General features: G+C 59.6%; 16 protein-coding genes. All 16 read left to right on the top strand.

What is annotated here, in order from left to right; genetic code table 11:
• Window positions 1–92 precede the first annotated feature (92 nt).
• The 16 genes from tssF (at window position 93) to PMI25_RS22985 (ending at window position 23,936) form a co-directional block, all read left to right on the top strand.
• Window positions 93–1,880, top strand: a complete 1,788-nt coding sequence (tssF, locus tag PMI25_RS22910) for a type VI secretion system baseplate subunit TssF (protein WP_007962320.1) — start codon at window positions 93–95, stop codon at window positions 1,878–1,880.
• Complete coding sequence (gene tssG, locus PMI25_RS22915; RefSeq protein ID WP_003229570.1) at window positions 1,844–2,851, top strand: type VI secretion system baseplate subunit TssG; 1,008 nt, start codon at window positions 1,844–1,846, stop codon at window positions 2,849–2,851. Before tssF ends, tssG begins: the two co-directional genes overlap by 37 nt.
• Window positions 2,852–2,862: 11 nt before the next feature.
• Window positions 2,863–5,520, top strand: a complete 2,658-nt coding sequence (gene tssH / locus PMI25_RS22920) for a type VI secretion system ATPase TssH (protein ID WP_007962321.1) — start codon at window positions 2,863–2,865, stop codon at window positions 5,518–5,520.
• Between the two features lie 10 nt (window positions 5,521–5,530).
• Window positions 5,531–7,051, top strand: a complete 1,521-nt coding sequence (locus PMI25_RS22925) for a sigma-54 interaction domain-containing protein (RefSeq protein ID WP_007962322.1) — start codon at window positions 5,531–5,533, stop codon at window positions 7,049–7,051.
• A gap of 332 nt (window positions 7,052–7,383) precedes the next feature.
• Entirely contained in the window at window positions 7,384–7,524 is a 141-nt protein-coding gene (locus PMI25_RS22930; RefSeq protein WP_003229566.1) for a hypothetical protein, read from the top strand.
• 18 nt (window positions 7,525–7,542) lie between these two features.
• A complete protein-coding gene (gene tagH / locus PMI25_RS22935) occupies window positions 7,543–8,736 on the top strand; it encodes a type VI secretion system-associated FHA domain protein TagH (protein WP_007962323.1) in 1,194 nt (397 codons plus the stop codon).
• A 5-nt stretch (window positions 8,737–8,741) separates the two neighbouring features.
• Window positions 8,742–9,242 carry a type VI secretion system lipoprotein TssJ gene (gene tssJ / locus PMI25_RS22940; protein WP_007962325.1) on the top strand — a complete coding sequence of 167 codons (501 nt, stop codon included), beginning with the start codon at window positions 8,742–8,744 and terminating at the stop codon, window positions 9,240–9,242.
• Between the two features lie 2 nt (window positions 9,243–9,244).
• Window positions 9,245–10,576 (top strand): type VI secretion system baseplate subunit TssK, encoded by a 1,332-nt coding sequence (tssK, locus tag PMI25_RS22945; RefSeq protein WP_007962327.1) that lies wholly within the window; start codon window positions 9,245–9,247, stop codon window positions 10,574–10,576.
• Between the two features lie 5 nt (window positions 10,577–10,581).
• Window positions 10,582–11,457: a type IVB secretion system protein IcmH/DotU gene (gene icmH / locus PMI25_RS22950; RefSeq protein ID WP_003229559.1), complete on the top strand. Its 876-nt coding sequence runs from the start codon at window positions 10,582–10,584 to the stop codon at window positions 11,455–11,457.
• A 13-nt stretch (window positions 11,458–11,470) separates the two neighbouring features.
• Window positions 11,471–15,010: a type VI secretion system membrane subunit TssM gene (gene tssM / locus PMI25_RS22955; RefSeq protein ID WP_007962328.1), complete on the top strand. Its 3,540-nt coding sequence runs from the start codon at window positions 11,471–11,473 to the stop codon at window positions 15,008–15,010.
• The gene (locus PMI25_RS22960; RefSeq protein WP_003229555.1) at window positions 15,010–15,738 is read left to right on the top strand and encodes a PP2C family protein-serine/threonine phosphatase; all 729 of its coding nucleotides are present in this window, start codon (window positions 15,010–15,012) and stop codon (window positions 15,736–15,738) included. The genes tssM and PMI25_RS22960 overlap by 1 nt, the downstream gene beginning before the upstream one ends.
• Window positions 15,735–16,736: a serine/threonine-protein kinase gene (locus PMI25_RS22965; RefSeq protein ID WP_007962329.1), complete on the top strand. Its 1,002-nt coding sequence runs from the start codon at window positions 15,735–15,737 to the stop codon at window positions 16,734–16,736. The genes PMI25_RS22960 and PMI25_RS22965 overlap by 4 nt, the downstream gene beginning before the upstream one ends.
• Before the next feature lie 28 nt (window positions 16,737–16,764).
• Entirely contained in the window at window positions 16,765–18,801 is a 2,037-nt protein-coding gene (locus PMI25_RS22970; protein ID WP_007962330.1) for a type VI secretion system Vgr family protein, read from the top strand.
• A gap of 5 nt (window positions 18,802–18,806) precedes the next feature.
• Window positions 18,807–19,829 (top strand): tetratricopeptide repeat protein, encoded by a 1,023-nt coding sequence (locus PMI25_RS22975; RefSeq protein WP_007962335.1) that lies wholly within the window; start codon window positions 18,807–18,809, stop codon window positions 19,827–19,829.
• Window positions 19,830–19,845: 16 nt separating this feature from the next.
• Window positions 19,846–23,100: an EF-hand domain-containing protein gene (locus PMI25_RS22980; RefSeq protein ID WP_007962336.1), complete on the top strand. Its 3,255-nt coding sequence runs from the start codon at window positions 19,846–19,848 to the stop codon at window positions 23,098–23,100.
• A 2-nt stretch (window positions 23,101–23,102) separates the two neighbouring features.
• Window positions 23,103–23,936, top strand: coding sequence for a tetratricopeptide repeat protein (locus PMI25_RS22985; protein WP_007962337.1), 834 nt, complete (start codon window positions 23,103–23,105; stop codon window positions 23,934–23,936).
• Window positions 23,937–24,016: the final 80 nt, after the last annotated feature.

A 24,016-nucleotide genomic window follows, 5' to 3' on the forward strand; every position in this document is an offset into this window, starting at 1 on the left:
GAACCGCATCGCCAGGAGACGCTGTATGTCCGCAACGACAATCGTGCTCCAAAGAATGTTTTTCATGCGATCCACTACCAGGCAGGTAACCCGTGTCCTTTAACCACTACTACCAAAGCGAACTCACCGCACTGCGCCAACTCGGTCGCCGTTTCGCCGAGCGTAGTCCGGCGTTGGCGCCATTCCTGGGCCAGGCCGGGCGGGATCCGGATGTGGAGCGGTTGCTGGAAGGTTTTGCGTTCCTCACCGGGCGTCTGCGGCAGAAGCTCGATGACGAACTGCCGGAGCTCAGCCATTCGCTGATGCAGCTGCTGTGGCCGAACTACATGCGCCCGCTGCCGGCGTTCAGCATTCTGCAGTTCGATCCGCTGAAGCGGTCGGGGCCGGCGCTGGTGGTCGAGCGCGATACGCCGATCGAAAGCAAACCGATCGAAGACGTGCGTTGCCGTTTCCGCACCTGCTACCCGACCGAAGTCTTGCCGCTGGATCTGGCCGCGCTGAATTACTCGGTGAAGGGCGACGGCTCGCTGCTCAGCCTGCGTCTGGAAATGAGCGCTGACGGCCACCTCGGTGAGCTGGAACTGAGCAAACTGCGTCTGCACTTTGCTGGCGAACGCTACATCAGCCAGATGCTCTACCTGAGCCTGCTGCGCAACCTGGAAGGCATCGAGCTGATCCCGCTCGACGGCGCCGGCAAGCCAATCGATGGCGTGGCGGGCAAGCCGATGGCGTTCAAGATTCCCGGTGACCGGGTCAAGCCGGTGGGCTTTGCCGAAGAAGAAGCGTTGATCCCGTATCCGCTGAACACCTTCCGTGGCTATCGCTACCTGCAAGAATACTTCGCCTTCCAGGACAAGTTCCTGTTCGTCGACGTCAACGGTCTGGACATCCTCAAGGCGCTGCCGGAAGACACGCTCAAGCAGATGCGCGGCCTGGAGCTGCGTTTCGATATCCGCAAGAGCGGGATCATGCGCATGCGGCCGACCCTGGATAACGTGAAGCTGTTCTGCACGCCGATTGCCAACCTGTTCGCCCACGATGCGCTGCCGATCCGCCTCGATGGCAAACAGGATGAATACCTGCTGCTGCCGGCGGAATACGATCTGGAAAACTGCGGCGTGTTCTCGGTGGAAACCGTCACCGGCTGGAAGCCCGGCGGCCTCGGTTATCAGGAGTACGTGCCGTTCGAATCGTTCGAGCACGACCCGAGTTTCGACGTGCCCAACAGCCGTCCGCATTACAGCATCCGCCAGCGCTCGTCGCTGCTGCACGACGGCCTCGACACCTACCTGAGCTTCGGCATCCGCCACACCGAAGCCCACGAAACCCTGTCGATCGAGCTGATCTGCACCAACCAGAACCTGCCGCGCAAGCTCAAGCTCGGCGACATCTGCATGGCCTGCGAAGAGACCCCGGAGTTCTTGAGTTTCCGCAACATCACCCCGGCCACTTCGAGCTTCGCGCCGCCGCTGAACCGTGACTTCCTGTGGAAGCTGATCAGCAACATGTCGCTCAACTATCTGTCGCTGGCCGACGTCAACGCGTTGAAGGTGATTCTCGAAACCTACGACCTGCCGCGCTACTACGACCAGCACGCGGAGAAGGTCAGCAAACGCCTGCTCGGCGGCCTCAAGCACATCAAGCACCACCATGTGGATCGGCTGCACCGTGGCTTGCCGGTGCGCGGTCTGCGCACCGAACTGACCATCGACCCGGAAGGGTATATCGGCGAAGGCGACCTGTTCGTTTTCGCCTCGGTTCTCAACGAGTTTTTCGCGCTTTACGCCAGTCTCAATTCGTACCACGAGCTGCGGGTAAAAAGCACACAGGGAGAGGTGTACCAATGGACACCACGTATGGGCCTGCAGCCCCTGCTTTAAGCGGGCTGACCAAGGTAATACGCGAGTACTCGCTGTTTCAGGCCGTGCTGCTGGTGATCGACCGGCTGCGCGAGGCGCACCCGTACCTGAGCGAAGACGATCTGTACGATCAGGTGGAGTTCCAGGCCAACCCGAGCCTGGGCTTTCCGCGCAGCGACGTCGATCGCGTGGAGTTTTTCGAAGAGCACGGGCAGATGCGCGCGCGCATGCGTTTCAACCTGATCGGCCTGGTCGGCTCCGGTTCGCCGCTGCCGGCGTTCTACGGCGAGCAGGCTCTGGGCGACAGCGAGGACGGCAACCCGACGCGCAATTTTCTCGACCTGTTCCACCATCGCCTGCAACGGCTGATGCTGCCGATCTGGCGCAAGTACCGCTATCGCGCCAGCTTCCAGAGCGGAGCGATCGACCCGTTCTCGTCGCAGCTGTTCGCGCTGATCGGTCTGGGCGGCGACGAGATCCGCAAGGCCAAGGAACTGAACTGGAAACGCCTGCTGCCGTACCTGGGTTTGCTCAGCTTGCGCGCGCACTCGGCGGCGCTGATCGAAGCCGTGCTGCGTTATTACTTCAAGCACGAAGACCTGGTCATCGAGCAGTGCATCGAACGCCGCGTGGAGATTCTCGACGAGCAGCGCAACCGCCTCGGTCGCGCCAACAGCCTGCTTGGTGAAGACCTGGTGCTGGGCGAGCAGGTGCGCGACCGCAGCGGTAAGTTCCGCATTCACATCACCGAACTCGACTGGGAGCGATTCCACGAATTCCTGCCGATCGGTTTCGGTTACCAGCCGCTGTGCGCGCTGGTGCGGTTCACCCTGCGTGACCCGCTCGATTACGACATTCGCCTGGTGCTGCGCCCGGAAGAAATCCGCGAACTGCGCATTGGTGAGAAGAACGACTGTCGCCTGGGGTGGACCAGTTGGCTGGGCTGCGAAAAAGCAGACGGCGTGGTCACCCTGGGCAGCAAAATTCATTAAGGACGTGAGCCATGATCAACGTAGACCTGCAACAACTCATCCAGGCGCTGGACGCCGAAACCCGTCGTGATCTGGAGCGTTCGGCCGAACGTTGCGTGGCCCGTGGCGGCAGCAAGATCCTCGTCGAAGACCTGTTGCTGGGGCTGCTGGAGCGTCCGAACGGTTTGCTCTCGCGTGCGTTGCAGGATGCCGACGTCGATGCCGGTGAACTGAGCGCCGCGCTGCAATCTCGCGTTGAACACAGCGCCTCGCGCAACCCGGTGTTCGCCCCGGAACTGGTGCAGTGGCTGCAAGACGCGCTGCTGGTGGCCAACCTCGAACTGGGCCAGACCCAGGTCGAAGACGCCGCGCTGATCCTTGCGCTGCTGCGCAACCCGATGCGCTACGCCGGCAGCCGTTACCAGCCGCTGCTCGCCAAGCTGAACATCGATCGCCTGAAGGAATTTGCCCTGTCGCAACAGGAGCAACCGGCGGCCAACGGCAAGCCTGCCGCTCAAGGCGAATCGCTGCTGCAGCGTTTCACCCACAACCTGACCCAGCAGGCGCGTGACGGCAAACTCGACCCGGTGCTGTGCCGCGATGGTGCGATCCGGCAGATGGTCGACATCCTCGCCCGTCGCCGCAAGAACAACCCGATCGTGGTCGGTGAGGCCGGCGTCGGTAAAACCGCCATCGTCGAAGGCCTGGCCTCGCGCATCGCTGCCGGTGAAGTGCCGCAGGTGCTCAAGGGCGTCGAGCTGATGTCGCTGGACATGGGCCTGCTGCAGGCCGGTGCCAGCGTCAAAGGTGAGTTTGAGCGGCGTCTCAAAGGTGTGATCGACGAGGTCAAAGCCTCGCCGAAACCGATCATCCTGTTCATCGACGAAGCCCACACCCTGATCGGCGCGGGCGGCAATGCCGGCGGTTCCGACGCGGCCAACCTGCTGAAACCGGCGCTGGCTCGCGGTGAACTGCGCACCATCGCCGCGACCACCTGGGCCGAGTACAAGAAATACTTCGAGAAGGACCCGGCGCTGGCCCGGCGTTTCCAACCGGTGCAGTTGCACGAACCGACCGTCAGCGAAGCGGTGACCATCCTGCGTGGTCTGGCGCAGGTCTACGAGAAGAGCCACGGCATCTACCTGCGCGATGACGCGGTGGTCTCGGCGGCGGAATTGTCGGCGCGTTACCTGGCCGGTCGGCAGCTGCCGGACAAAGCCGTCGATGTGCTCGACACCGCGTGTGCCCGCGTGCGCATCAGCCTCGCCGCTGCCCCGGAAAGCCTTGAGCGCCTGCGTGGCGAACTGGCCGAAGGTGGCCGTCAGCGTCAGGCCCTGCGCCGCGATGCCGAGGCCGGTCTGCTGATCGACCACGAAGCGCTGGATGCGCTGGAAGCGCGGCTGGACGAAGCCGAAAGCGAAATGGTCGCCCTGGAAAGCCTGTGGACCGAGCAGAAGCAACTGGCCGAGCGCCTGCTGGAACTGCGTCAGCAACTGGCCAAGGCCCGCGAAGCCGCCGCCGTCGAGCCGACCGTCAGCGTTGAAGAAGACGCCGAAGGCACGGTGATCGAAACCATCGCCGCCGAGGTCGAGGAAGGCCAGAGCGTCGAAGCGCTGGAAGCCGAACTGCACCAGACCCACAGCGCCCTCACCGCTGCTCAAGTCAAAGAACGTCTGGTCAGCTTCGAAGTCTGCCCGCGTCTGGTGGCCGAAGTGATCAGCGCCTGGACCGGCGTGCCGCTGGCGCAACTGGCCCGCGAGCACAACGCCAAGGTCGCGAGTTTCGCCACCGACCTGCGCACGCGCATCCGTGGTCAGGAGCAAGCCGTGCACGCGCTGGATCGCTCGATGCGCGCCACCGCCGCCGGCCTGAACAAACCGGATGCACCGGTTGGCGTGTTCCTGCTGGTCGGCCCGAGCGGCGTCGGCAAGACCGAAACCGCGCTGGCCCTGGCTGACCTGCTGTACGGCGGCGACCGTTTCATCACCACCATCAACATGTCCGAATTCCAGGAGAAGCACACCGTCTCGCGTCTGATCGGTGCGCCACCGGGCTACGTCGGTTACGGCGAGGGCGGCATGCTCACCGAAGCGGTGCGGCAGAAGCCGTACTCGGTGGTGCTGCTCGATGAAGTCGAAAAGGCTGATCCGGACGTGCTCAACCTGTTCTACCAGATCTTCGACAAAGGCGTGGCCAACGACGGCGAAGGTCGCGAGATCGACTTCCGCAACACCTTGATCCTGATGACCTCGAACCTCGGTAGCGACAAGATCAGCGACCTCTGCGAAAACGGCGCTCGCCCGACCGCCGAGCTGCTCGAAGAAACCATTCGCCCGGTGCTGAGCAAACACTTTAAACCTGCACTGCTGGCGCGAATGAAAGTGGTGCCGTATTACCCGGTGGGCGGCCCGGTGCTGCGCGAGCTGATCGAGATCAAACTCGGTCGTCTGGGCGAGCGCCTGAACCGTCGTCAGCTGGATTTCAGCTGGTGCCAGAACCTCGTCGATCACCTGTCCGAGCGTTGCACGCAAAGCGAAAGTGGTGCGCGCCTGATCGATCATCTGCTCGATCAGCACGTGTTGCCGTTGGTAGCCGATCGCTTGCTCGATGCGATGGCCACTGGTGAAAGCCTCAAGCGTGTGCATGCCACGCTCGACGGCAACGCCAGCGTGACGTGCGAGTTCGCCTGAGGTGGGTGTGATGTTCACTCAAGTGCCGCAGCCACTGGTCTATGCCGAAGCGTTGCTGGCGCAGTTCGCCAGCCTGTCGCGCGCGGCGGACGGTGCTGCGCTGCTGAGTGACTTCGTGCGTGGCCTGGCCGAGCTGAGCGGTTGCGAACTGGCGCAGTTGTACCTGCTCGACGCTACCCATACCTGTCTGGGGATGAACGCCGAATGCCTCGACGGCGCGCTGCAACCGCGCGCCGCCACCAGCCTGCCGGCGGACTACAACGGCGAGCAACTGCTGCAGTTTGCCCTGTGTCAGAACCGTGTGGTCTGCCTCGACGATCTGGGCGCCAGCCTGCACGAGACCAGCTTTTTGCCGGCCACCGCTGGTGCCTGGCAATCGCTGCTGTGCGTGCCACTGGTCAATCAGCAGAAGGCGGTTGAAGGCCTGCTGCTGTGCGCCAGTCGCCGTCACGTCGACCTGCAGGGTTTTGCCGACTCACTCGGCCAGCTCGGCTCGTTCGTCCTTGGTCAGTTGCACTTGCTGCAGCGTCTGCGCCAGCCGCCGGCCGAGTCGGCCACGGTGGCGCGCAGTGTGCCGAGCATCAACGGCTATGGCCTGATCGGCAAAAGTGCGGCGATGCGTCAGACCCACTCGTTGATCAGCAAAGTCCTGCACAGCCCTTACACCGTGCTGTTGCGCGGCGAAACCGGGACCGGCAAGGAAGTCGTGGCCCGGGCGATTCACGATTGCGGCCCGCGTCGCTCTCAGGCGTTCATCGTGCAGAACTGCGCGGCCGTTCCGGAGAACCTGCTGGAAAGCGAGCTGTTCGGCTATCGCAAAGGTGCCTTCACCGGTGCCGATCGCGACCGCGCGGGACTGTTCGATGCGGCCAACGGCGGCACGCTGTTGCTCGACGAGATCGGCGACATGCCGCTGTCACTGCAAGCGAAGATATTGCGCGTGTTGCAGGAGGGCGAGATTCGCCCGCTGGGTTCCAACGACACGCACAAAATCGACGTGCGCATCATCGCCGCGACCCATCGCGATCTGTCGACGCTGGTCAGCGAAGGCAAATTCCGCGAGGACTTGTATTACCGCCTCGCGCAGTTCCCGATCGAGCTGCCGGCCCTGCGTCAGCGCGAAGGCGACATTCTCGAACTGGCTCAGCACTTCGCCGAGAAGACCTGCGCGTATTTGCAGCGTGATCCGGTGCGCTGGTCGAGCGCGGCGCTGGAACACCTGTCCGGTTACACCTTCCCCGGCAACGTGCGCGAACTCAAGGCACTGGTCGAACGCGCGGTGCTGTTGTGCGAGGGCGGCGAGTTGCTGGCCGAGCATTTCTCCCTGCGCATGGAGCCGATGCCCGAAGACCACAGCGGCCTGAATCTGCGCGAACGCCTGGAAAAAGTCGAACGCACGTTGTTGCTCGACTGCCTGCGCAAGAACGACGGCAACCAGACCCTCGCCGCCCGCGAACTGGGCCTGCCACGCCGCACCCTGCTGTACCGCCTCGGGCGGTTGAATATCAACCTGGGTGACTTCGATGGTTGATCTGAAATTGATCGCTGCGTCGAGCCGTATTCCTGTGGCCAATGATTTGCTTGGGGCTTGCAGATTACCTGTGGCGAGGGAGCTTGCTCCCGCTCGGCTGCGCAGCAGTCGCAACCCGCAGAGCCCGGTTTCCCTGATGCAGCGCAGCGTCTGGTTTCGGGGCCGCTTCGCAGCCCGGCGGGAGCAAGCTCCCTCGCCACAGAGGATCGGTATACCCCTTGTGATGGCTCAAGGCCCCGATGCAGAGCCTTCGAGACCACCCAAAGAATTAATTTCAGCGCCGCCCGCAAGGGTCGGCGCTTTGTGCTTTGTCTACCCCTGGAGACCCTCTGATGTCTGTTCGTCACTGGCACGCTGTCCTGCTGACCCTCGTCGTTCTATGCGGCCTTGGCGGCTGCAGCGGCAATTACAAATTCAACGACAACGACTATCGCCCGTTGGGTGATCCGCAAGCGGTCAATCGCGGCAAGTGACCGCAAGGAGCATCAAACATGGAATTGGTTTTCGAAATGCTGAACACCAAGCAGTTCGTGCCCACCGAGTTGTGCCAGAAGACCTTCAAACAGGCCGGCGGCGTGATCGGGCGGGGCGAGGACTGCGACTGGATCATTCCTGACCGCAAGCGCCACCTGTCCAATCACCACGCGATTGTCAGTTACCGCGAAGGCACGTTTTTCCTCACCGACACCAGCAGCAACGGCGTCCAGGACGGCGGCAGCGGCGCACGCCTGCACAAGGGCGAGCCGGTGCGCATCGAGCACGGCAGCACCTACGTGCTCGGCGACTTCGAGATTCGTGCGCGGCTGGTGCGCGATCCGGCGACCTTCGACGGCGAAGTTGGCCGTCCGCGTGCCGCCGGCAGCATCATCCCGGACGACGCCTTCCTCGACCTTGATCCGCTGAACGCGATCGAACAGCAAGAGCGCGTCTATTCGGAAATCGACGAACTGTTGGCCCCGACCGCCAAGCCCGAAGACTCCCGTCAGCGCGCCGACTATGCGCGCATCGACATGGAAAGCCTGATGGTGCCCGAACTGGTCGCCCCGGTTGAGCCCGAGCCTGCTCCGGCCCCGAAAGCCGTCGAGCGGCAGAGCGAGGGTTTCTGGGAGCACTTCGGTGCGGCGCTGGGCGTTGACGTCAAAGGCCTCGATCACGACGCCCGCGAAGCTTTGGCACTCAACGCCGCACGTCTGCTGCGCCAAAGCATCGGCGGTTTGCAGCAGAGCCTGCGCACCCGTTCGGAGCTGAAAAACGAACTGCGTCTGGCTCAGACCACCGTGCAAGGCACCAACAAGAACCCGCTGAAATTCGCCGTCGATCCGAGCGAAGCGCTGCAGATTCTGTTGCAGCCGCACAAGCCCGGTCACCTGCCGGCCGAGCAGGCAATCTCCCGAGCGTTCCGCGATCTGCAGGCGCATCAGGTGGCCTTGCTCACCGCCAGCCGCGCCGCCGTGCGCGGCACCCTGGAGCACTTCTCGCCGGAACAACTGACCCTGCGTTTCGAGCGCGACAACAAGCCGTTGATCGCCACCTCGGGCGGACGCTGGAGAGCGTTCGGCCGTTACCACCAGGCCCTGCGTCAGGACGATGACTGGAGCGAGCGTCTGCTGGCCCGCGATTTCGCCCAGGCCTACGAAGAACAGATCCGCCTGATCTCCACCCTACACACCGACCACCAAGGATGATGCGCATGTCTCGCCGCTCGACCGCTTTTTTCAAGACGCTGACTGCGCTCACCGTGCTGGTGCTGCTCGCCGGTTGCTCGTCGCTGTCGCCGTACTCGAAAGTGACCAAGATCAACCTGAAACTGACCGGCAGCGATCAGCTCAACCCCGACCTCAACGGCCGTCCCTCGCCGATCGTCGTGCGCCTGTTCGAACTCAAGCACCCGGTGACCTTCGAGAACGCTGATTTCTTCAGCCTCTACGAGCGCGCCAAGGAATCCCTCAACCCGGATCTGGTGGCCAGCGAAGAACTCGAACTGCGCCCGGGTGAGACCGTGGAAATGAAGTTGAGCGTGGAGGAGGGCAGCCGCTACGTCGGCGTCCTCGCTGCGTACCGCGATCTGCCGGAAACCAAGTGGCGCTACACCGTTCAGGTCACCCCGCTGGAGCTGACCGAGGCCGATCTGACCCTGGATCAGGCCGGTATCCGCAACACCCATGAAGCGCTCGCCAAGGCGGATGACTGAACATGAATACCCATAAAGTCATTTGGCAGGAAGGCATGTTGCTGCGGCCGCAGCACTTCCAGCACAACGATCGCTATTACGATCACCAGATGAAAACCCGCACCCAGTTGTTGGGTGGCTACACCTGGGGTTTCCTCAATCTGGAGATCGACCTGCAGTTCCTCAACATGGGCAAACTGGTGATCAGTGCCGCCTCCGGGATCCTGCCGGACGGCAGCCTGTTCGAACTCGGCGGCAACACCGAGCCGCTGGCGCTGGACGTGCCGCCGAACACCGGCAACACGCCGATTTACCTGGCGCTGCCGCTGGTCACCGGTAACCACATCGAAGCGCGCCGCCCGGAGCAGTCCGACGTGCTCGCGCGTTACACCGCGTACGACGCCGAAGTGGCCGACTCCAACGCCGGCGATGATTCCGCCAGCCAGGTCAGCTGTGGCCGCCCGGACTTCAAACTGTTGCTCGGCGAGCAGCAGAGCGATCAGGCCTACGTGAAGCTGAAGATCTGCGACGTGCTCGACACCACACCCGACGGCGTGATCAGCCTCGATCCGGACTTTGTGCCGACCTACATTCAGGCCCACGCGTCCAGCTATCTGCTGTCATGCCTGAAAGAAGTCATCAGCATGCTCAACCACCGGGGCGACACGATTGCCGAGCGGATTCGCTCCAATGGCAAGGTCGGCGGTGCTGAAGTCGGCGACTTCATGATGCTGCAACTGATCAACCGTACCGAACTGCTGCTGCGCCACTACCTCGGTCTGGAGCAGGTGCACCCGGAAGAGTTGTATCGCACGCTGCTGACCATGCTCGGCGATCTGGCGACCTTCTCCAGCGACAGCAAGCGTCCGCGTCTGGACAGCCGCTATTCCCACGCCGATCAGGGCGCAAGCTTCCGCAAACTGATGGAAGCGATTCGTCAGGTGCTGTCGATGGTGCTCGAACAGCACGCCATCGAGCTGATCCTGCAGGCGCGCCAGTACGGCATCATCGTGTCGCCGCTGCACGACCACAAACTGCTCGGCTCGGCATCGTTCGTGCTGGCGGCGAGTGCCAACTGCGACTCCGAAGAACTGCGCCACCGCTTGCCGGCGCACCTCAAGGTCGGCCCGGTGGAGCGCATCCGCCAACTGGTCAACCTGCACTTGCCGGGGATCAAGGTCAAACCGTTGCCGGTGGCCCCGCGGCAGATCGCGTTCCACTCGAACAAAACCTACTTCATCCTCGAACTCAGTTCCGAAGACCTGGCGCAACTCGAGCGCTCCGGCGGCTTCGCGTTCCACGTGTCCGGCGAATTCGCCGAGCTTGAACTGAAATTCTGGGCCATCAGGAACTGACCGACATGATCAAGGAAACCGATTACAACCAGGACGACAAAACCGTCCTGCTCGATCGTCAGGGCCACGGACCGGCAGCCAGTCCGCTGACCGACTTCGCCGCGCCGCCGCGCTTCGAGCAACTGGAAGAACGGATGATCTACGCCGCGCGCCTGCGCCCGGCGGAGGCGTTCAACATCAGCCTCAACTCGCTGGTGGCGGCGTCGTCCGAACTGCTCTCGGAAGTGGTGCGCCTCAAGCACAGCGAAACCCGCGAAGACCTCTACGCGCTCAACGAGCGCCTGACCGCCGGGCTCAAGCTGTTTGAAGTGCGCGCGTTGCACAACGGTGCCGAAAGCAGCCAGGTGATGGCCGCCCGTTACGTGCTCTGCACCGTGGTCGACGAAGCTGTGGTGACCACGCCGTGGGGCAACGAAAGCGAGTGGTCGCAGATGAGCCTGCTCAGCAGCTTCCACAACGAGACCTTCGGTGGCGAGAAGTTCTTCCAGCTGCTCGATCGCCTGTCGAAGAACCCGGTCAAACACCTGCCGATGCTCGAGCTGATGTACCTGTGCCTGTCCCTTGGTTTCGAGGGCAAGTACCGCGTGCAGGCCCGTGGCATGCTTGAGCTTGAAGGCATCCGCGACGCCCTGTACCGGCAGATCCGTCAGTTGCGTGGCGACGTGCCGCGTGAATTGTCGCCGCACTGGGAAGGTCTCAACGACCAGCGCCGCAACCTGGTGCGCATCGTGCCGGCGTGGATGGTGGTGCTGTTCACGCTGGTCTGCCTGGTGGTGATGTATTCGGGCTTCGCCTGGGTCCTGGGCGAGCAGCGCGACACCGTTCTGCAACCTTATCAGCCGCTTGATCCGGCCGCGGTGCAACCGCAGTCGCAGCCGTAAACAGGGACGTGTGATGAAAAAGTTTTTCAAGAAAGTCGGCGCCTTCCTGCGCCAGACCTGGGTCTGGACTCTGCTGCTGGTGCTGTTCGTGGCGCTGCTGGTGTGGTTCGTCGGCCCGTTGTTGGCGGTGGATGACTACAAGTTCTGGGAGAGCTCGACCTCTCGCTTGCTGACCATCGCCGTGCTGTTCCTGATCTGGGGCCTGACCATGGTCTTCGTCAGCTGGCGCGCGGGCATCCGCAAGAAAGCCGTCGAAGAAACCGAGGACGGCCAGGATCGCATCCGTCGTGATGAACTGATCGAAGAAGAGCAGAAAGAGTTGAAGGCGCGCTTCAAGGACGCGCTGAAAACCCTGAAGACTTCGAGCCTGTATCGCGGCCGCAGCGAACGCTGGCGCAACGATTTGCCGTGGTATCTGCTGATCGGTCCGCAGGCTTCCGGCAAGACCAGTCTGCTGGACTTCTCCGGGCTGGAATTCCCGATCAACAAGATCGACCGCAAGCTGACCCGCGACACCCTCGGCACCCGTCATTGCGACTGGTACTTCGCCGACCACGGTGTGCTGATCGACACCGCCGGGCGCTACACCACGCAGCCGGACGCGGAAGTCGACGGCAGTGCCTGGACCACCTTGCTCGAACTGCTGCGCAAGCGTCGTCGCGGGCGTCCGTTGAACGGGGTGCTGGTGACCATTCCGGTGGAATCCCTGATCGGTGGCAGCGAGCAGGACATTGACACCTTGGCGCGCCAGGTGCGCGGTCGTCTGCAAGACGTCTATCAGAAACTGCACGTCGACGTGCCGGTGTATCTGGTACTGAGCAAGGCGGACAAGCTGCTCGGTTTCGACGAGTTCTTCGATCAACTGACCCGCGAAGAAAGTGATCAGGTGCTGGGTACCAGTTTCCGCAAGGATCAGGTCGGCACCGACGTCGCGGTACTGCGCGGCGAGTTCGAAGAGCTGCTGCGGCGCCTGAACAATCAGGTGATCATGCGCATGCACTCCGAGCGCGATACCCAGCGCCGTGGCCGCATCCTCGACTTCCCGCATCAACTGGGGCAGATCGGTGAGCGCCTGTGCCTGTTCGTCGACATGGCGTTCACCGGCAACCGTTATCAGCGTGCGTCGCTGCTGCGGGGTTTCTACCTGACCAGTGCGCCGCACCTGACGCAGGAAATGGACGCGACCACCGCCGGCATCGGCGCCAGCCTCGGCATGAGTGCCGGCGTGCTGCCGACCCTGCGCAGTGGCCGTTCGCGCTTCATCCATCATCTGTTCAGTCGGGTGATTTTTCCGGAGTCGGATCTGGCTGGTCTGGACAAGCGCGAGCGCAGCCGCATCCATTGGGGCCAGCGTGCGTTGTACGTCGGCGCACTGGCGGCACTGGCGCTGTTCGGCATGCTCTGGGCTGGTGGTTTCTCGGCCAACTATGAGCGTCTGGAAAACCTGCGCACACTGGCGCAGAACTGGACTCAGCAGCGTTCGGCGCTGACCCCGCGTGATGACGCGATGGGCGTGCTGAAAACCCTCGACACCAGCTATGCCGCGACTCAGGTGTTCCCGAAGAAGGGCGACGTTTCGTACCACGAGCGTGGCGGTCTGTATCAGGGCGAAGACGTCAATCCGGTGGTCAAGCAAGCCTACGAACATGAGCTCGAAGCGCAATTGCTGCCACGGGTCGCGACGATGCTCGAAGGGCAGATCCGCGCCAACATGAAGGACCGCGACAAGCTGCTCAACAGCCTGCGTGCGTACCTGATGCTGAACATGAAAGACCGTCGTGACGCCGTGTGGCTCAAGGACTGGGTCGCCACTGACTGGTCGCAGCGCTACACCGGCAACACCGCGGTGCAGAATGGTCTGAACACCCACCTCGAGCGCCTGCTGAAGCAGCCGTTCATCTACCCGCTGAACGATCAACTGGTGACTCAGGCACGTCAGGTGCTGCGCGCCGAATCGCTGGCCACCGTGGTCTACCGCATGCTCCGCGAGCAGGCACGCAACCTGCCGGAGTACCGTTTCAGCCAACACCTCGGGCCGCAGGGCTCGCTGTTCATCGGCACCGAATACGTGATCCCGGGCTTCTACACCCAGCAGGGTTATCAGCAGTACTTCTCGGTGCAGGGTTCGGCGCTGGTCACCGACATCCTGCGTGACAACTGGGTGCTGGGCGAAGGTGCGGGCATCAGCGACATGGACTTGCGTCGCCTGATGGTCGAGCTGGAGCAGCTGTACTTCCGCGACTACGCCAACTACTGGAGCGAGGCCGTTGGCCAGGTGGCCTTGCCGCCGATCAGCGACGCCGGTGAAGGCGCCGAGCAACTGGCGGGCCTGACGTCGGCCAACTCGCCGGTGCTGGCATTGCTCACTGAAGTGCGCGAAAACACACGCTTCCCGGCTGCTGCCGATCCGGTGGATGAAGCCGGTGATGCCGCCGATGCACTGGCCGGGCAGAAGGGCAAACTGGGCAAGGTCGGCAAACTGGCGTCTGCCGTAGCGGACAAGGCGTCGGCGATGGCCGTGGCGAAAAGCCTGCCGGACACCGCGAAGAAGTCGCTGCAGCGTCGCTTCGAGCCGCTGCACCGTTTGCTCGATGACAACAACGGCCCGGCCGCTGACCTGACCCCGGCCATCAGCGCGCTCAACGACCTGCAACTGCAACTGTCCGGTCTGGCCCGTTCCAGCACGCCGGAACAAGCCGCGTTCGAAATGGCGAAAACCCGCATGAGCGGCCAGCGTGATGCGCTGACCAACCTGCGTGCGGCCTCGGGTCGCCTGCCGCGTCCGCTGAGCGTGTGGTTCAACGTGTTGGCTGAAGACTCGTGGCGCCTGGTGCTCAACGATGCCTACCAATACCTGAACGGCCGTTATCAGAACGAGCTGTACAGCGTGTATGGCAAAACCATCAGCAAGCGTTATCCGTTCAGCGCCAGCAGCACCAGCGACGTGGCGATCAGCGATTTCCGCGAGTTCTTCCGCGCTCAAGGCACCGTCGACCGCTTCTTCGACAGCTACATGCGTCCGTTCGTCAGCGGTGATCCGGGCAACTACCGGATGCGCAGCGTCGACGGTCACAGCCTGCCGGTATCGAAGATGTACCTCGACCAGATGGCAGCAGCCCTGACCATTCGCCAGAGCTTCTTCTCGATCAACCCGGCCGAGCCGACCGTGCAGTTCAAACTGGAGCCGTACACCCTCGATCCGGCGGTGAGCCGTTCCGAGTTCAAGTTCGGCGACAAGACGATGGAGTACCGCCACGGTCCGATCCTGCCAATGACGTTCAAGTGGCCGACCGACGCTGAAGACGGTCGCACCAGCCTGGTGATGGACAAGATGGCCGGGCGTCCGATCGGTATCGAGAAGAACTCCGGCCCATGGTCGCTGTTCCGTCTGTTCGACCTGATGCAGACCGAGTACCTGACCGGTCGCGACGTGCTGGTGCTGAAAGCCGACGTGGGTGGCCTGCGTGCCAACTACCTGCTGACCAGCCAGCGCACGCCGAACCCGTTCGACATGGGCGTGCTGCGTACCTTCCGTATGCCGGTGCAGCTCTGATGCTGGTGGCCAGTCCCTGGCGCAGCGCGGCGCGTACCGACCCGGGCAAGGTGCGGGCGCGCAACGAAGATGCCTTCCTCGACAATCCGCAGCAGGGGCTGTGGGTGGTCGCGGACGGCATGGGCGGTCATCAGGGTGGCGACATCGCCAGCCAGTTGATCGTCGCCAGCCTGGCTGAATTGCCGCAACACGAGGACTTCGACGAACGCCTCAAAGCCATCCGCCAGTGCCTGCACTGGCTGAACCGGCGCTTGGGGCAAGAGTTGACGGTCACCGCCGGGCGTCACGACAGCATCATGGGCAGCACCGTCGTGGCGCTGCTGGTGGAAGGCAATCGTGCGGCCTGCATCTGGGCCGGCGACAGCCGTTGCTATATGTGGCGCGGGCAGCGGCTGTATCAGCTGTCCAAGGACCATTCGCTGCAACAGCAACTGATCGACGAGCAACAGATGAGCGTCGAACAGGCGGCGGCGCACCCGGCGGCTCAGGCCTTGACCCGAGCCGTCGGCGCCGCTGAACAGCTGACCCTGGATGTCCTCGAACTCGAGGTCTATCCGGGCGATGCATTTTTGCTGTGCAGCGATGGTTTGTATCAGGGCCTGAGCAGCGATGCCCTCGGCAACGCCCTCAGCCTCAGCGCGCCGCATGTGGCGCTGGAACGTCTGTTCGACGGCGCCCTGCGGGGCGCCGCTCGGGACAACCTGACTGCCGTGGTGATCCGCCAATGACTGAAATCGAATCCTCAGTCGATGACTTGCTGATGAGCGAAGAACAGGCCAACAACCTGACCTACTTCGCCTTCGCCAAGGCAAACAACGCCGAGCCGCTGCTGGCGCCGACCAAGGCCAGCATCGGTGCATTGCCGGACGTACTCGCCGGCCGCTACCACCTCGAGCGTCTGCTCGGGGCGGGCGGCATGGGTGCGGTCTACCGGGCGCGAGATCTGCTGCACGAGCAGTTCGGCGATCCCGACCCTTACCTTGCGCTGAAAATCCTCAGCGAAGAATTTGCCGAATCGCCGGACGCCAGTGCCTTGCTCTACAGCGAGTTCGCCCTGACCCGGCGCCTGCGCCACGACAACGTCGTGCGTGCACACACCTTTGAAGTCGACACCGACTGCCAGCGGGCCTTCATCACCATGGAATACATGCGTGGCCTGACCCTGGACAAATTGCTCTGCGAGCGGCCTCTCGGCCTGCCGTGGAAAGAAACGCGCGACATCGCACTGCCGCTGCTCGATACGCTGGCTTATGCCCACCGTCGCGGCGTGCTGCACGGTGACATGAAGCCGAGCAACGTCATGCTCAGCGAAGACGGCCTGCGCCTGTTCGACTTCGGTCTCGGCCAGGCAGAAGAGGGCGTGTTGCCCGGTCTGCCACATCTGAGCCGCGAGCGTTTCAACGCCTGGACCCCGGGCTACGCCGCCCCCGAACTGCTTGAGGGCCAACCGTTGTCGGCCAGCGCGGACGTGTACGGCGTGGCCTGCGTGATCTATGAACTGGCGAGCGGCAAACACCCGTTCCGCCGCTTGCCCTCGACCCAGGCCCGCGACGAGCACTTGGAGCGCGAGCTGCAAGCCCCGGCGAACTTACCGAAACACGGCTGGCCAGCGCTGCGAACCGCGCTGAGCTTCAATGCGGCAGAACGCACCATCACTGCCGATCAATTGCGTGACGCCTTGGGCGCCACTTCGTCCTGGCTGCAACGGTTGCGACTTCGGGCGTAACGGACGACATTCGAACAGGGAGCGCTTTATGTTCAACCCAGCTAACGAAACCCACTTCAGCCTCAAGGTCGAAGACTACGTGGGCGACCTGCAAGTGCTGTCGTTCACCGGCACCGAAGGCATCAGCCAGCCGTATCGCTTCGACCTCGAACTGGTCAGCGAAAACCCCGACCTGGACCTGGAAAAGCTCCTGCACAAGCAGGCGTTTCTCGCATTCGATCCGCAGGGCTCGGGCATTCACGGGCAGATCTACCGCGTCGCCCAGGGCGATGCCGGCAAGCGCCTGACCCGCTACAAGGTCTCGCTGGTGCCGCAACTGCAATACCTGCATCACCGCACCAACCAGCGCATCTACCAGCAGATGTCGGTGCCGAAAATCATCGCGCTGATCCTCGATGAACACGGGATCAAGGGCAACGCCTACAGCTTCCAACTGAGCCAGCCGTGCCCGGATCGCGACTACTGCGTGCAGTACGACGAAACCGATCTGCACTTTGTTCAGCGCCTGTGCGAAGAGGAGGGTATTCACTACCACTTCCAGCACAGCGAAAAGGCTCACCTGCTGGTGTTCGGCGACGACCAAACGGTGTTCCCCGACCTCGGCCAGCCGACCGCCTACATACAGGGCAGCGGCATGGTCGCCGAAGAGCCGGTGATCAAAGGCTTCAAACTGCGTCTGGAAACCCGCACCAGCCGCACCACGCGCCGCGATTACGACTTCGAAAAACCGCGCCTGCAAATGGAGGCAGCGTACAAACCCGATGGCGAGAGCACTGAACCGGATCTCGAAGACTACGACTACCCGGGCCGCTTCATCGACCGTGCGCGCGGCAAGTTCCTCAGCCAGCGCGCCCTCGAACGCCATCGCGCCGACTACCGCCAGGCCGAAGGTCGTGGCGACCAGACCAAACTGGTCAGCGGCCACTTCATGGCCATGTCCGACCACCCGCGCAGCGAGTGGAACGACCTGTGGCTGCTCACCGAAATCTTCCACGAAGGCAAACAGCCGCAAGTCCTCGAAGAAGGCGTGACCAGCGACACCACCGACAACAAGGACGACTTCCACCAGGGCTACCGCAACACCTTCCTCGCCACCCCGTGGGACGTGTTCTACCGCCCGGCCCTCGAACACCCGAAACCGCGCGTGCTCGGCAGCCAGACCGCCATGGTCACCGGCCCCAAAGGCGAAGAAATCCACTGCGACCAGTACGGCCGCATCAAGGTGCAATTCCACTGGGACCGCGAAGGCCTGGCCGACGATAAAACCAGCTGCTGGCTACGCGTCTCCAGCTCCTGGGCCGGCGACCGCTACGGTGCGATCAGCATTCCGCGCATCGGCATGGAAGTACTCGTCACCTTCCTCGAAGGCGACCCCGACCAACCCCTCGTCACCGGCTGCCTGTACCACAAGGAAAACCCGGTGCCGTACGCCCTGCCGGCAAACAAAACCCGCAGCGTCTTCAAAACCCTCAGCTCCCCGGGCGGCGGCGGTTACAACGAGCTGCGCATCGAAGACAAAAAAGGCGCCGAGCAGATCTACATCCACGCCCAGCGCGACTGGGATGAGAACGTTGAGCATGACCAGAAGATTCGGGTCGGCAATGAACGTCATGACACGGTGGTGAAGAACACTTACACCGAACTCAAGGCTGAAGAACACCGCACGACTATCTCCGACCGCAAGGTTGAAGCGAAGCTGGATGATCACCTGACAGTTGGGCAGAACCAGCATGTGAAGCTGGGCACGGCGCAGCTGACCAGCGTGGGCAAAGAGATTCACCTCAAGGCTGGGGACAAGATTGTTATTGAGGCGGGGACGGAGCTGACCATTCTTGGTGGTGGGAGCTTTATCAAGCTCGATGGCGGTGGTGTGACCGTGGTTGGGCCGGTGGTGAAGATTAATGCCGGTGGGTCGCCGGGGAGTGGGACTGGCATCGGGATTAAACCGCCAGTGCTGCCGGGGGCGGCGGATAAGGATAAGGCGGGGAGTTTAATGGATCAGGCGTTGGGGAATGCGGTGCCTGAGAAGGTTAAGCCGAAGGCTTTTTTTGTGTTTTCTGAGTGATCGACATGAATGGTTTTTTGAAGAAGAGGAATGGTTTCGCCGTAGCGGCTTTCACCGCCTCGCTGCTGAGCCTGTTCAATGGCAGCGCTTATGCGGATGAGTGTCCGTCTGAGGACTTTTCCCAATTCCTGCCGGCGTTCTCTGCGAATGCTGAAACTCAGCAGCGGTTGACCGCGATGACGGTGAAGTCGCTGGTTTTGAAACCTGCTGGGGAGAGTGGAAATTTTGAGCCGCAAACGACGGGAGTCAAAAGCTCGACATTGGCCTTTCCACTGATGGCGCCCGTAGCCACAGGTAAGACAGAAGGTGTCGAAGTCGAAGCGGTTGACGACAATCACTTTAACGTTGTTGATAAGCGTGCAGGTAACAGCAACATCAAGATCTTTAACTTTTCTCACCAGGCGTGTTGGGTTTTGGAGGGTGTTGAGGATTGGTCGATTAGTGAGAAAAATCTCGTAGTGGCGAGTACGCCGACCATGAACACCTCCGAGAATTTTTGTTATCAGCGCGCGCAAGCCTTCGCTGGGTTAGGTGGGTTAGAGCAGTATCGGCTAACCGGTGAACTGTTTGTGGCTGCGCTGGAAAACTATGAGTGCGCTGCTGCTTCTGGAGACCCACAAGCAAGTTTGAGTGCTGCGGGTCTGAGTCTTTCTGGAATGGCACCACAGTTGGAAACGGAAAAAGTCGAGGCGCTTTTCAAGGCTGCCGCGACAACGCTTGCCGACGGTGCAGCCTCTCTTTCGACTTTCTATTGCTACGGGAACAACCCTGTACCCGAAGGGCCTTGCCGACATCCAGAGCAAGCCGAAAAAGAGCTTATTCGCGCTGCATCAATGGGTTCGGTCGACGCGATGAATTACTTGGGTTACTCGTTTGAAGAAGGAAGGCTCGTTACCAAAGACATATCCAGAGCGCTTGCCTGCTATCGCCTCGCCGCTGACAAGGGTAACGACACCGCTGCCGGAAATCTGAAACGTTTAAACGCGCAAGACGCTGCTGCTTCTACCAAGACCAGCTATTGCTATTAATTTGCAGGATGCAGAAATGACCGAACCACTCGATTTAAGAAACCAGTACACCGGCGGTGATTACGTCTACCTGATGGGAGGTAATGGCACTCAAACCAACGCGGCGGGAAAAAAACTGATCGATTGTTCACATATGGTGAACCTTCTGCTCACTGGCGCGGGCTACCAGATTGAGTATGAGGAGACGAGAGCTATGAACGCCTCCTCTCGCTTTTACACCGTAGTGCCGCCGACAGAGGTCAAGAAAGGGGACATTGCTCTTTGGATTGACATACTTCCTCTAACGGGAGGTAGTCGTCGTCTGTTTCATACTGGCATTGTCATGGAGTACAACGCGGCGACGCGTCAAGGAAAAATTTTTGGTGCTCAGACCACTAACGGACCTTCAGAAGCATTCTTTGGAACTAACCCGCCTGCTTACTACTGGCCTGTTCCAACAAAATTTCTGAGGGCTAAGGAGGAATATCGGACAGGTGCCACGCCAGCTCCCGCGCCGTCGGCAGCACCTGCACCGGCAGGCCCCGCCCCTCTGATGAACTTTCAATATCCGTTCAGAAAAGCTGACGGTAAACAGTTCGCTGATGCTGAGGAGGTTTACAAAGCCCTCGAGGCTGAAACTGCTGGCCACTACTTGCTAGGCAGCAACAAGTTCTGGCATGGCGGCATTCACATCAGCAATGCCAGCGCTCCTCAGTGCATCTTGAACGAACCAATTCGGTGTATGGCCGACGGTGAAGTCGTGGCCTACCGACTTAACGAAGATTATTTGGAGTCTACGTTCGGTGAAAATGAGAAAAAACTGAAGTATTCCAACTCGTTTTGTTTGGTGCGACATGAGTACAAATCTGCGCCGAACCCAGAAGACGGACCGAATAAAGGCAAGCAAAACAAGCTGAATTTCTACAGCTTGTACATGCACCTTCTGCCCTTCAAGCGTTATCCGCTGACTGAGGAAGAAACTCCTAAGCCTCAAGTGACCATGAAGGTAAGTGACTTCAACGCTTACGACGATTTCCCTGAATCCAGTAGCGTTCAGAACGTTGGCAAGCTCGTTGCGGGGACCAAACTTGAAATACTGGATCAAAAGGCCCTAGGCAGCGTTACCTATGCGAAAGGGAAAATTCTTTCAGGTAGCGTTAAAAAGAACGGTCACAAAGTTCGCGAGGCTGGAAAGGAGGTCTGGTTCGCATACTTGAAAGACGGAGTACCCTACAAAAACTCCAAACCCGCACGTATATGGCTGGCAGACCCGATCCCGGAGCGTTTAAAGCCAAAATATTGGCAAGGTAAGGTGAAAGGAACCGCGTTGACAAGATTGGATCTTTATCAGGGTCCTATCTCTGCCCAAAATGGGCAGAATGCCGGTGATAAGATTGGCTCGCTGCAACTTAACCCTCAAAGTTCGGTGGAATTTGAAAGCAAAGAGGTACTGAGCCTCAATGTTGCAGGGACAATTCGTAGAATGGCGAAATGTACCAGCAGCGGTAGCTTGGCTGGGACGGGAAACCTTCCTCCCAGCTTCTGGGTGATTGTGGAAAACGAATATGTTGCCTGGGATGTAATCCCGAGTAGCTTCAATTCTGTAGAGCCTGCAAGTACCGGTATCAAGGCAGGTGATCCGATCGGATACTTAGGGCTGACAGAAAATCTCACAGGCGAAGATGGCGGCGTAACCAATAAGTATCAGGTTCATGTCGAGATATTCACTGCTGATGTCGACGTAAAAAATTTTCTTCAAAACGCTGCTGATTTGAAGATAGGTAAACAATATCTGCATCTTTTGGCAGGAGCTGAGCTCAAGAAAAAGGCGCCTGCTACCGGTAGTATTCCGGTCAAAAAGGAGCATGTTGTTGATTTAAGCAAGGCTCCCGTGATCAAGGAAGGCGATGAAAGCTGGTATGACGTCAGTGTGGTGGAAGACGATCAACCGTTAAAGGGACTTGTTAAAAAATCTGGCGCAACGCTCATCACTCAGCACGACTGGGAGAAATTGGGTTTTCAGATCGTGGAAGAAACAAACACCGTTGCCGATGGATTCCTCGACCCTCAAGACATGCCTCAGTTCTTCAAAGATCTTTTCGTCAAAATTGATAAAAACCACGACGGGGATGTTGATCGCAATGAACTCTCTGAGGCATTGAAAAATGTTGATATGAGAGATCACTGGGCGAAGCTCATTGCTCACCATCCAACTGAGTGGAAGGACAAGGCGGAGTCGGTTAAGTGGAGTAAGTTGGATAAATTACTAGAAGCATCTCCAAAAACGTTGAAGCACGAAAAAGAACGGATAAGCAAATATGTTTTTTGGAGTGAGCTGTCTGGTAAGGCCGCTGTTAATTTAGATATAGTTTGGCATTTTCATCCGGTTGAATTCATAAAAAATATGACCGCTAAAAAAATCTGCGAGTGCAATGCTATTGTTAAAGTGACTCGTTGGAATTCTAGCACTATGACCCATTATGGCCCACTACATACCGGTGATAAAGAGTTAGGCAGTGCTCCTCAATGGGATGAGCTAGTATCTGCGGGGAGGATTACAGCGGATGAAAAGAAAATCATTGTTGTCATGTCGGGGAATGAAGCAAAAATCAATGGGGTACAGTGTTATGACAGTGAAGTGATCACTGCGGGAGCGATGCAGAAAACAATGAAAGTCACCGGTGGCGGTGAGCTGCCAGATCAAATTAAAAAATTCAAGGATCAATATCCAGATGCATATGTAGAATTTTTTGAATCTAAAGGTTGGAAGTTAGATGGATCTGGTGTATCTCCGCAATTATATTATCAGGGGGAGGCTCGAGCTAACGGCGCTAAATTGGAAAAACAGGCGCTAAAAGAAAACCTGCAACTTGGATGTAATGAAGCGACCTTTGGCAAGGTAATTGATTGCCAACCAGTTTCTGCGATGGCGTGTGCAATTGCAAGCCCGCTATACGTGGAAATACAAATAATGGATTTTATTGATAGGCTGCATGCTGCATTGAGTAAAGTGCCCTCGGGGTACAACTTTAGTGCCGAAAAGTTATTTAAGTCTCCTTTAGGAAAGGCTGTAGTACTTGATCATGATATAAATAGGCCCGCCTTTGTCAAGGATGATTTAGGTGCCGCGCTCGACACGTTTTTCTCCCAGAATCCGGCGGTAAGTAGGAATATTGATACCTGGGGGGCGGCGCACGGCGCGAATGAGCGGAAGGTTCTCGATTTGTATGGTAATAACAGAAGAATGACGAATCCATCTCTCCGTTATAATCACTTAAAGGCAGGGCTTTGAAAATGTTAAAGGCAAAATTTTTTATAGGTACATGTCTAATTTTTTCAATTGGATCTTTTTGTGATGCCGCAGATTCGAGTTTGGCGAGTGCCGATGGTGCGATGCTCAAGTTTTCTTCTTGGGATCAAGGTACCGCTGTATGGAAGCGCGCTACCTTCTCCAAGATGAACGACAGCTATGATTTATACGATAATGGGGACAAAACTTCAGTTGGCGTAGGTATTAACTCTGATTCTCTTTCACCCAGCAAAAAATATGCGTTGGTTCAGCGAACTGTATTTGGAGAGTTGAGCAATGGGCAAGAGGTGGTTGCCACCGAGAATAATTATTGCGATATGGTTTCAATGGATACTGGTTGCGTACTTTTGTCACGCTCCGCTGAAGCGTGCTCTGGAAGTTGGAAAGGGGGAAATTGGTTGACTGATGGGGGAGAGGTGATTGTGCCGAACTTGGAGACGATTTCTCCTAACAACCTAATAAAGTCAGTGGAATCGATTAATAATGCGTCTGCGAAAGGACTTGCTGTAAAAGACCAACTATTCATGGGGGTCGAATCTTATATGAGTTGCTACCCGGCCAGTAAGAACGTCCAAGCCTTGAATAATGTCGGTTTCTATCTAGCACAAGCAGGTGATGATTCGTCCGCACTGAGGATTTATCGGGAAATCGAAGTAGTTGGTAAGCGGACTGTGCTGATGCTCAATATCGCGGACTCTTTGTGGAATTTGAAAGAAACTTCCGAGGCTGCGAAATATTACAAAAAATACTCTGACGCGATGATCGCGGAAGGTAAAGCCGGAAAAGTGCCTGCACGCGTTGCTGAACGGGCGAAATAGCGACGTGAGGGAGGTTTCGATCCTGGGCGGCATGCGCACCACCGAGGAGTATGTGCGGTGATCGCGTGGATGGGCGCGTG

The sequence above is a fragment of the Pseudomonas sp. GM30 genome, assembly GCF_000282275.2.
Taxonomy (GTDB): Bacteria; Pseudomonadota; Gammaproteobacteria; order Pseudomonadales; family Pseudomonadaceae; genus Aquipseudomonas.

Excerpts from the sequence above, each read along its gene's own strand:
- tssG (WP_003229570.1), top strand. The coding sequence starts at position 1,844 with ATGGACACCACGTATGGGCCTGCAGCCCCTGCTTTAAGCGGGCTGACC.
- tssH (WP_007962321.1), top strand. The coding sequence starts at position 2,863 with ATGATCAACGTAGACCTGCAACAACTCATCCAGGCGCTGGACGCCGAA.
- PMI25_RS22925 (WP_007962322.1), top strand. The coding sequence starts at position 5,531 with ATGTTCACTCAAGTGCCGCAGCCACTGGTCTATGCCGAAGCGTTGCTG.
- PMI25_RS22930 (WP_003229566.1), top strand. The coding sequence starts at position 7,384 with ATGTCTGTTCGTCACTGGCACGCTGTCCTGCTGACCCTCGTCGTTCTA.
- tagH (WP_007962323.1), top strand. The coding sequence starts at position 7,543 with ATGGAATTGGTTTTCGAAATGCTGAACACCAAGCAGTTCGTGCCCACC.
- tssJ (WP_007962325.1), top strand. The coding sequence starts at position 8,742 with ATGTCTCGCCGCTCGACCGCTTTTTTCAAGACGCTGACTGCGCTCACC.
- tssK (WP_007962327.1), top strand. The coding sequence starts at position 9,245 with ATGAATACCCATAAAGTCATTTGGCAGGAAGGCATGTTGCTGCGGCCG.
- icmH (WP_003229559.1), top strand. The coding sequence starts at position 10,582 with ATGATCAAGGAAACCGATTACAACCAGGACGACAAAACCGTCCTGCTC.
- tssM (WP_007962328.1), top strand. The coding sequence starts at position 11,471 with ATGAAAAAGTTTTTCAAGAAAGTCGGCGCCTTCCTGCGCCAGACCTGG.
- PMI25_RS22960 (WP_003229555.1), top strand. The coding sequence starts at position 15,010 with ATGCTGGTGGCCAGTCCCTGGCGCAGCGCGGCGCGTACCGACCCGGGC.
- PMI25_RS22965 (WP_007962329.1), top strand. The coding sequence starts at position 15,735 with ATGACTGAAATCGAATCCTCAGTCGATGACTTGCTGATGAGCGAAGAA.
- PMI25_RS22970 (WP_007962330.1), top strand. The coding sequence starts at position 16,765 with ATGTTCAACCCAGCTAACGAAACCCACTTCAGCCTCAAGGTCGAAGAC.
- PMI25_RS22975 (WP_007962335.1), top strand. The coding sequence starts at position 18,807 with ATGAATGGTTTTTTGAAGAAGAGGAATGGTTTCGCCGTAGCGGCTTTC.
- PMI25_RS22980 (WP_007962336.1), top strand. The coding sequence starts at position 19,846 with ATGACCGAACCACTCGATTTAAGAAACCAGTACACCGGCGGTGATTAC.
- PMI25_RS22985 (WP_007962337.1), top strand. The coding sequence starts at position 23,103 with ATGTTAAAGGCAAAATTTTTTATAGGTACATGTCTAATTTTTTCAATT.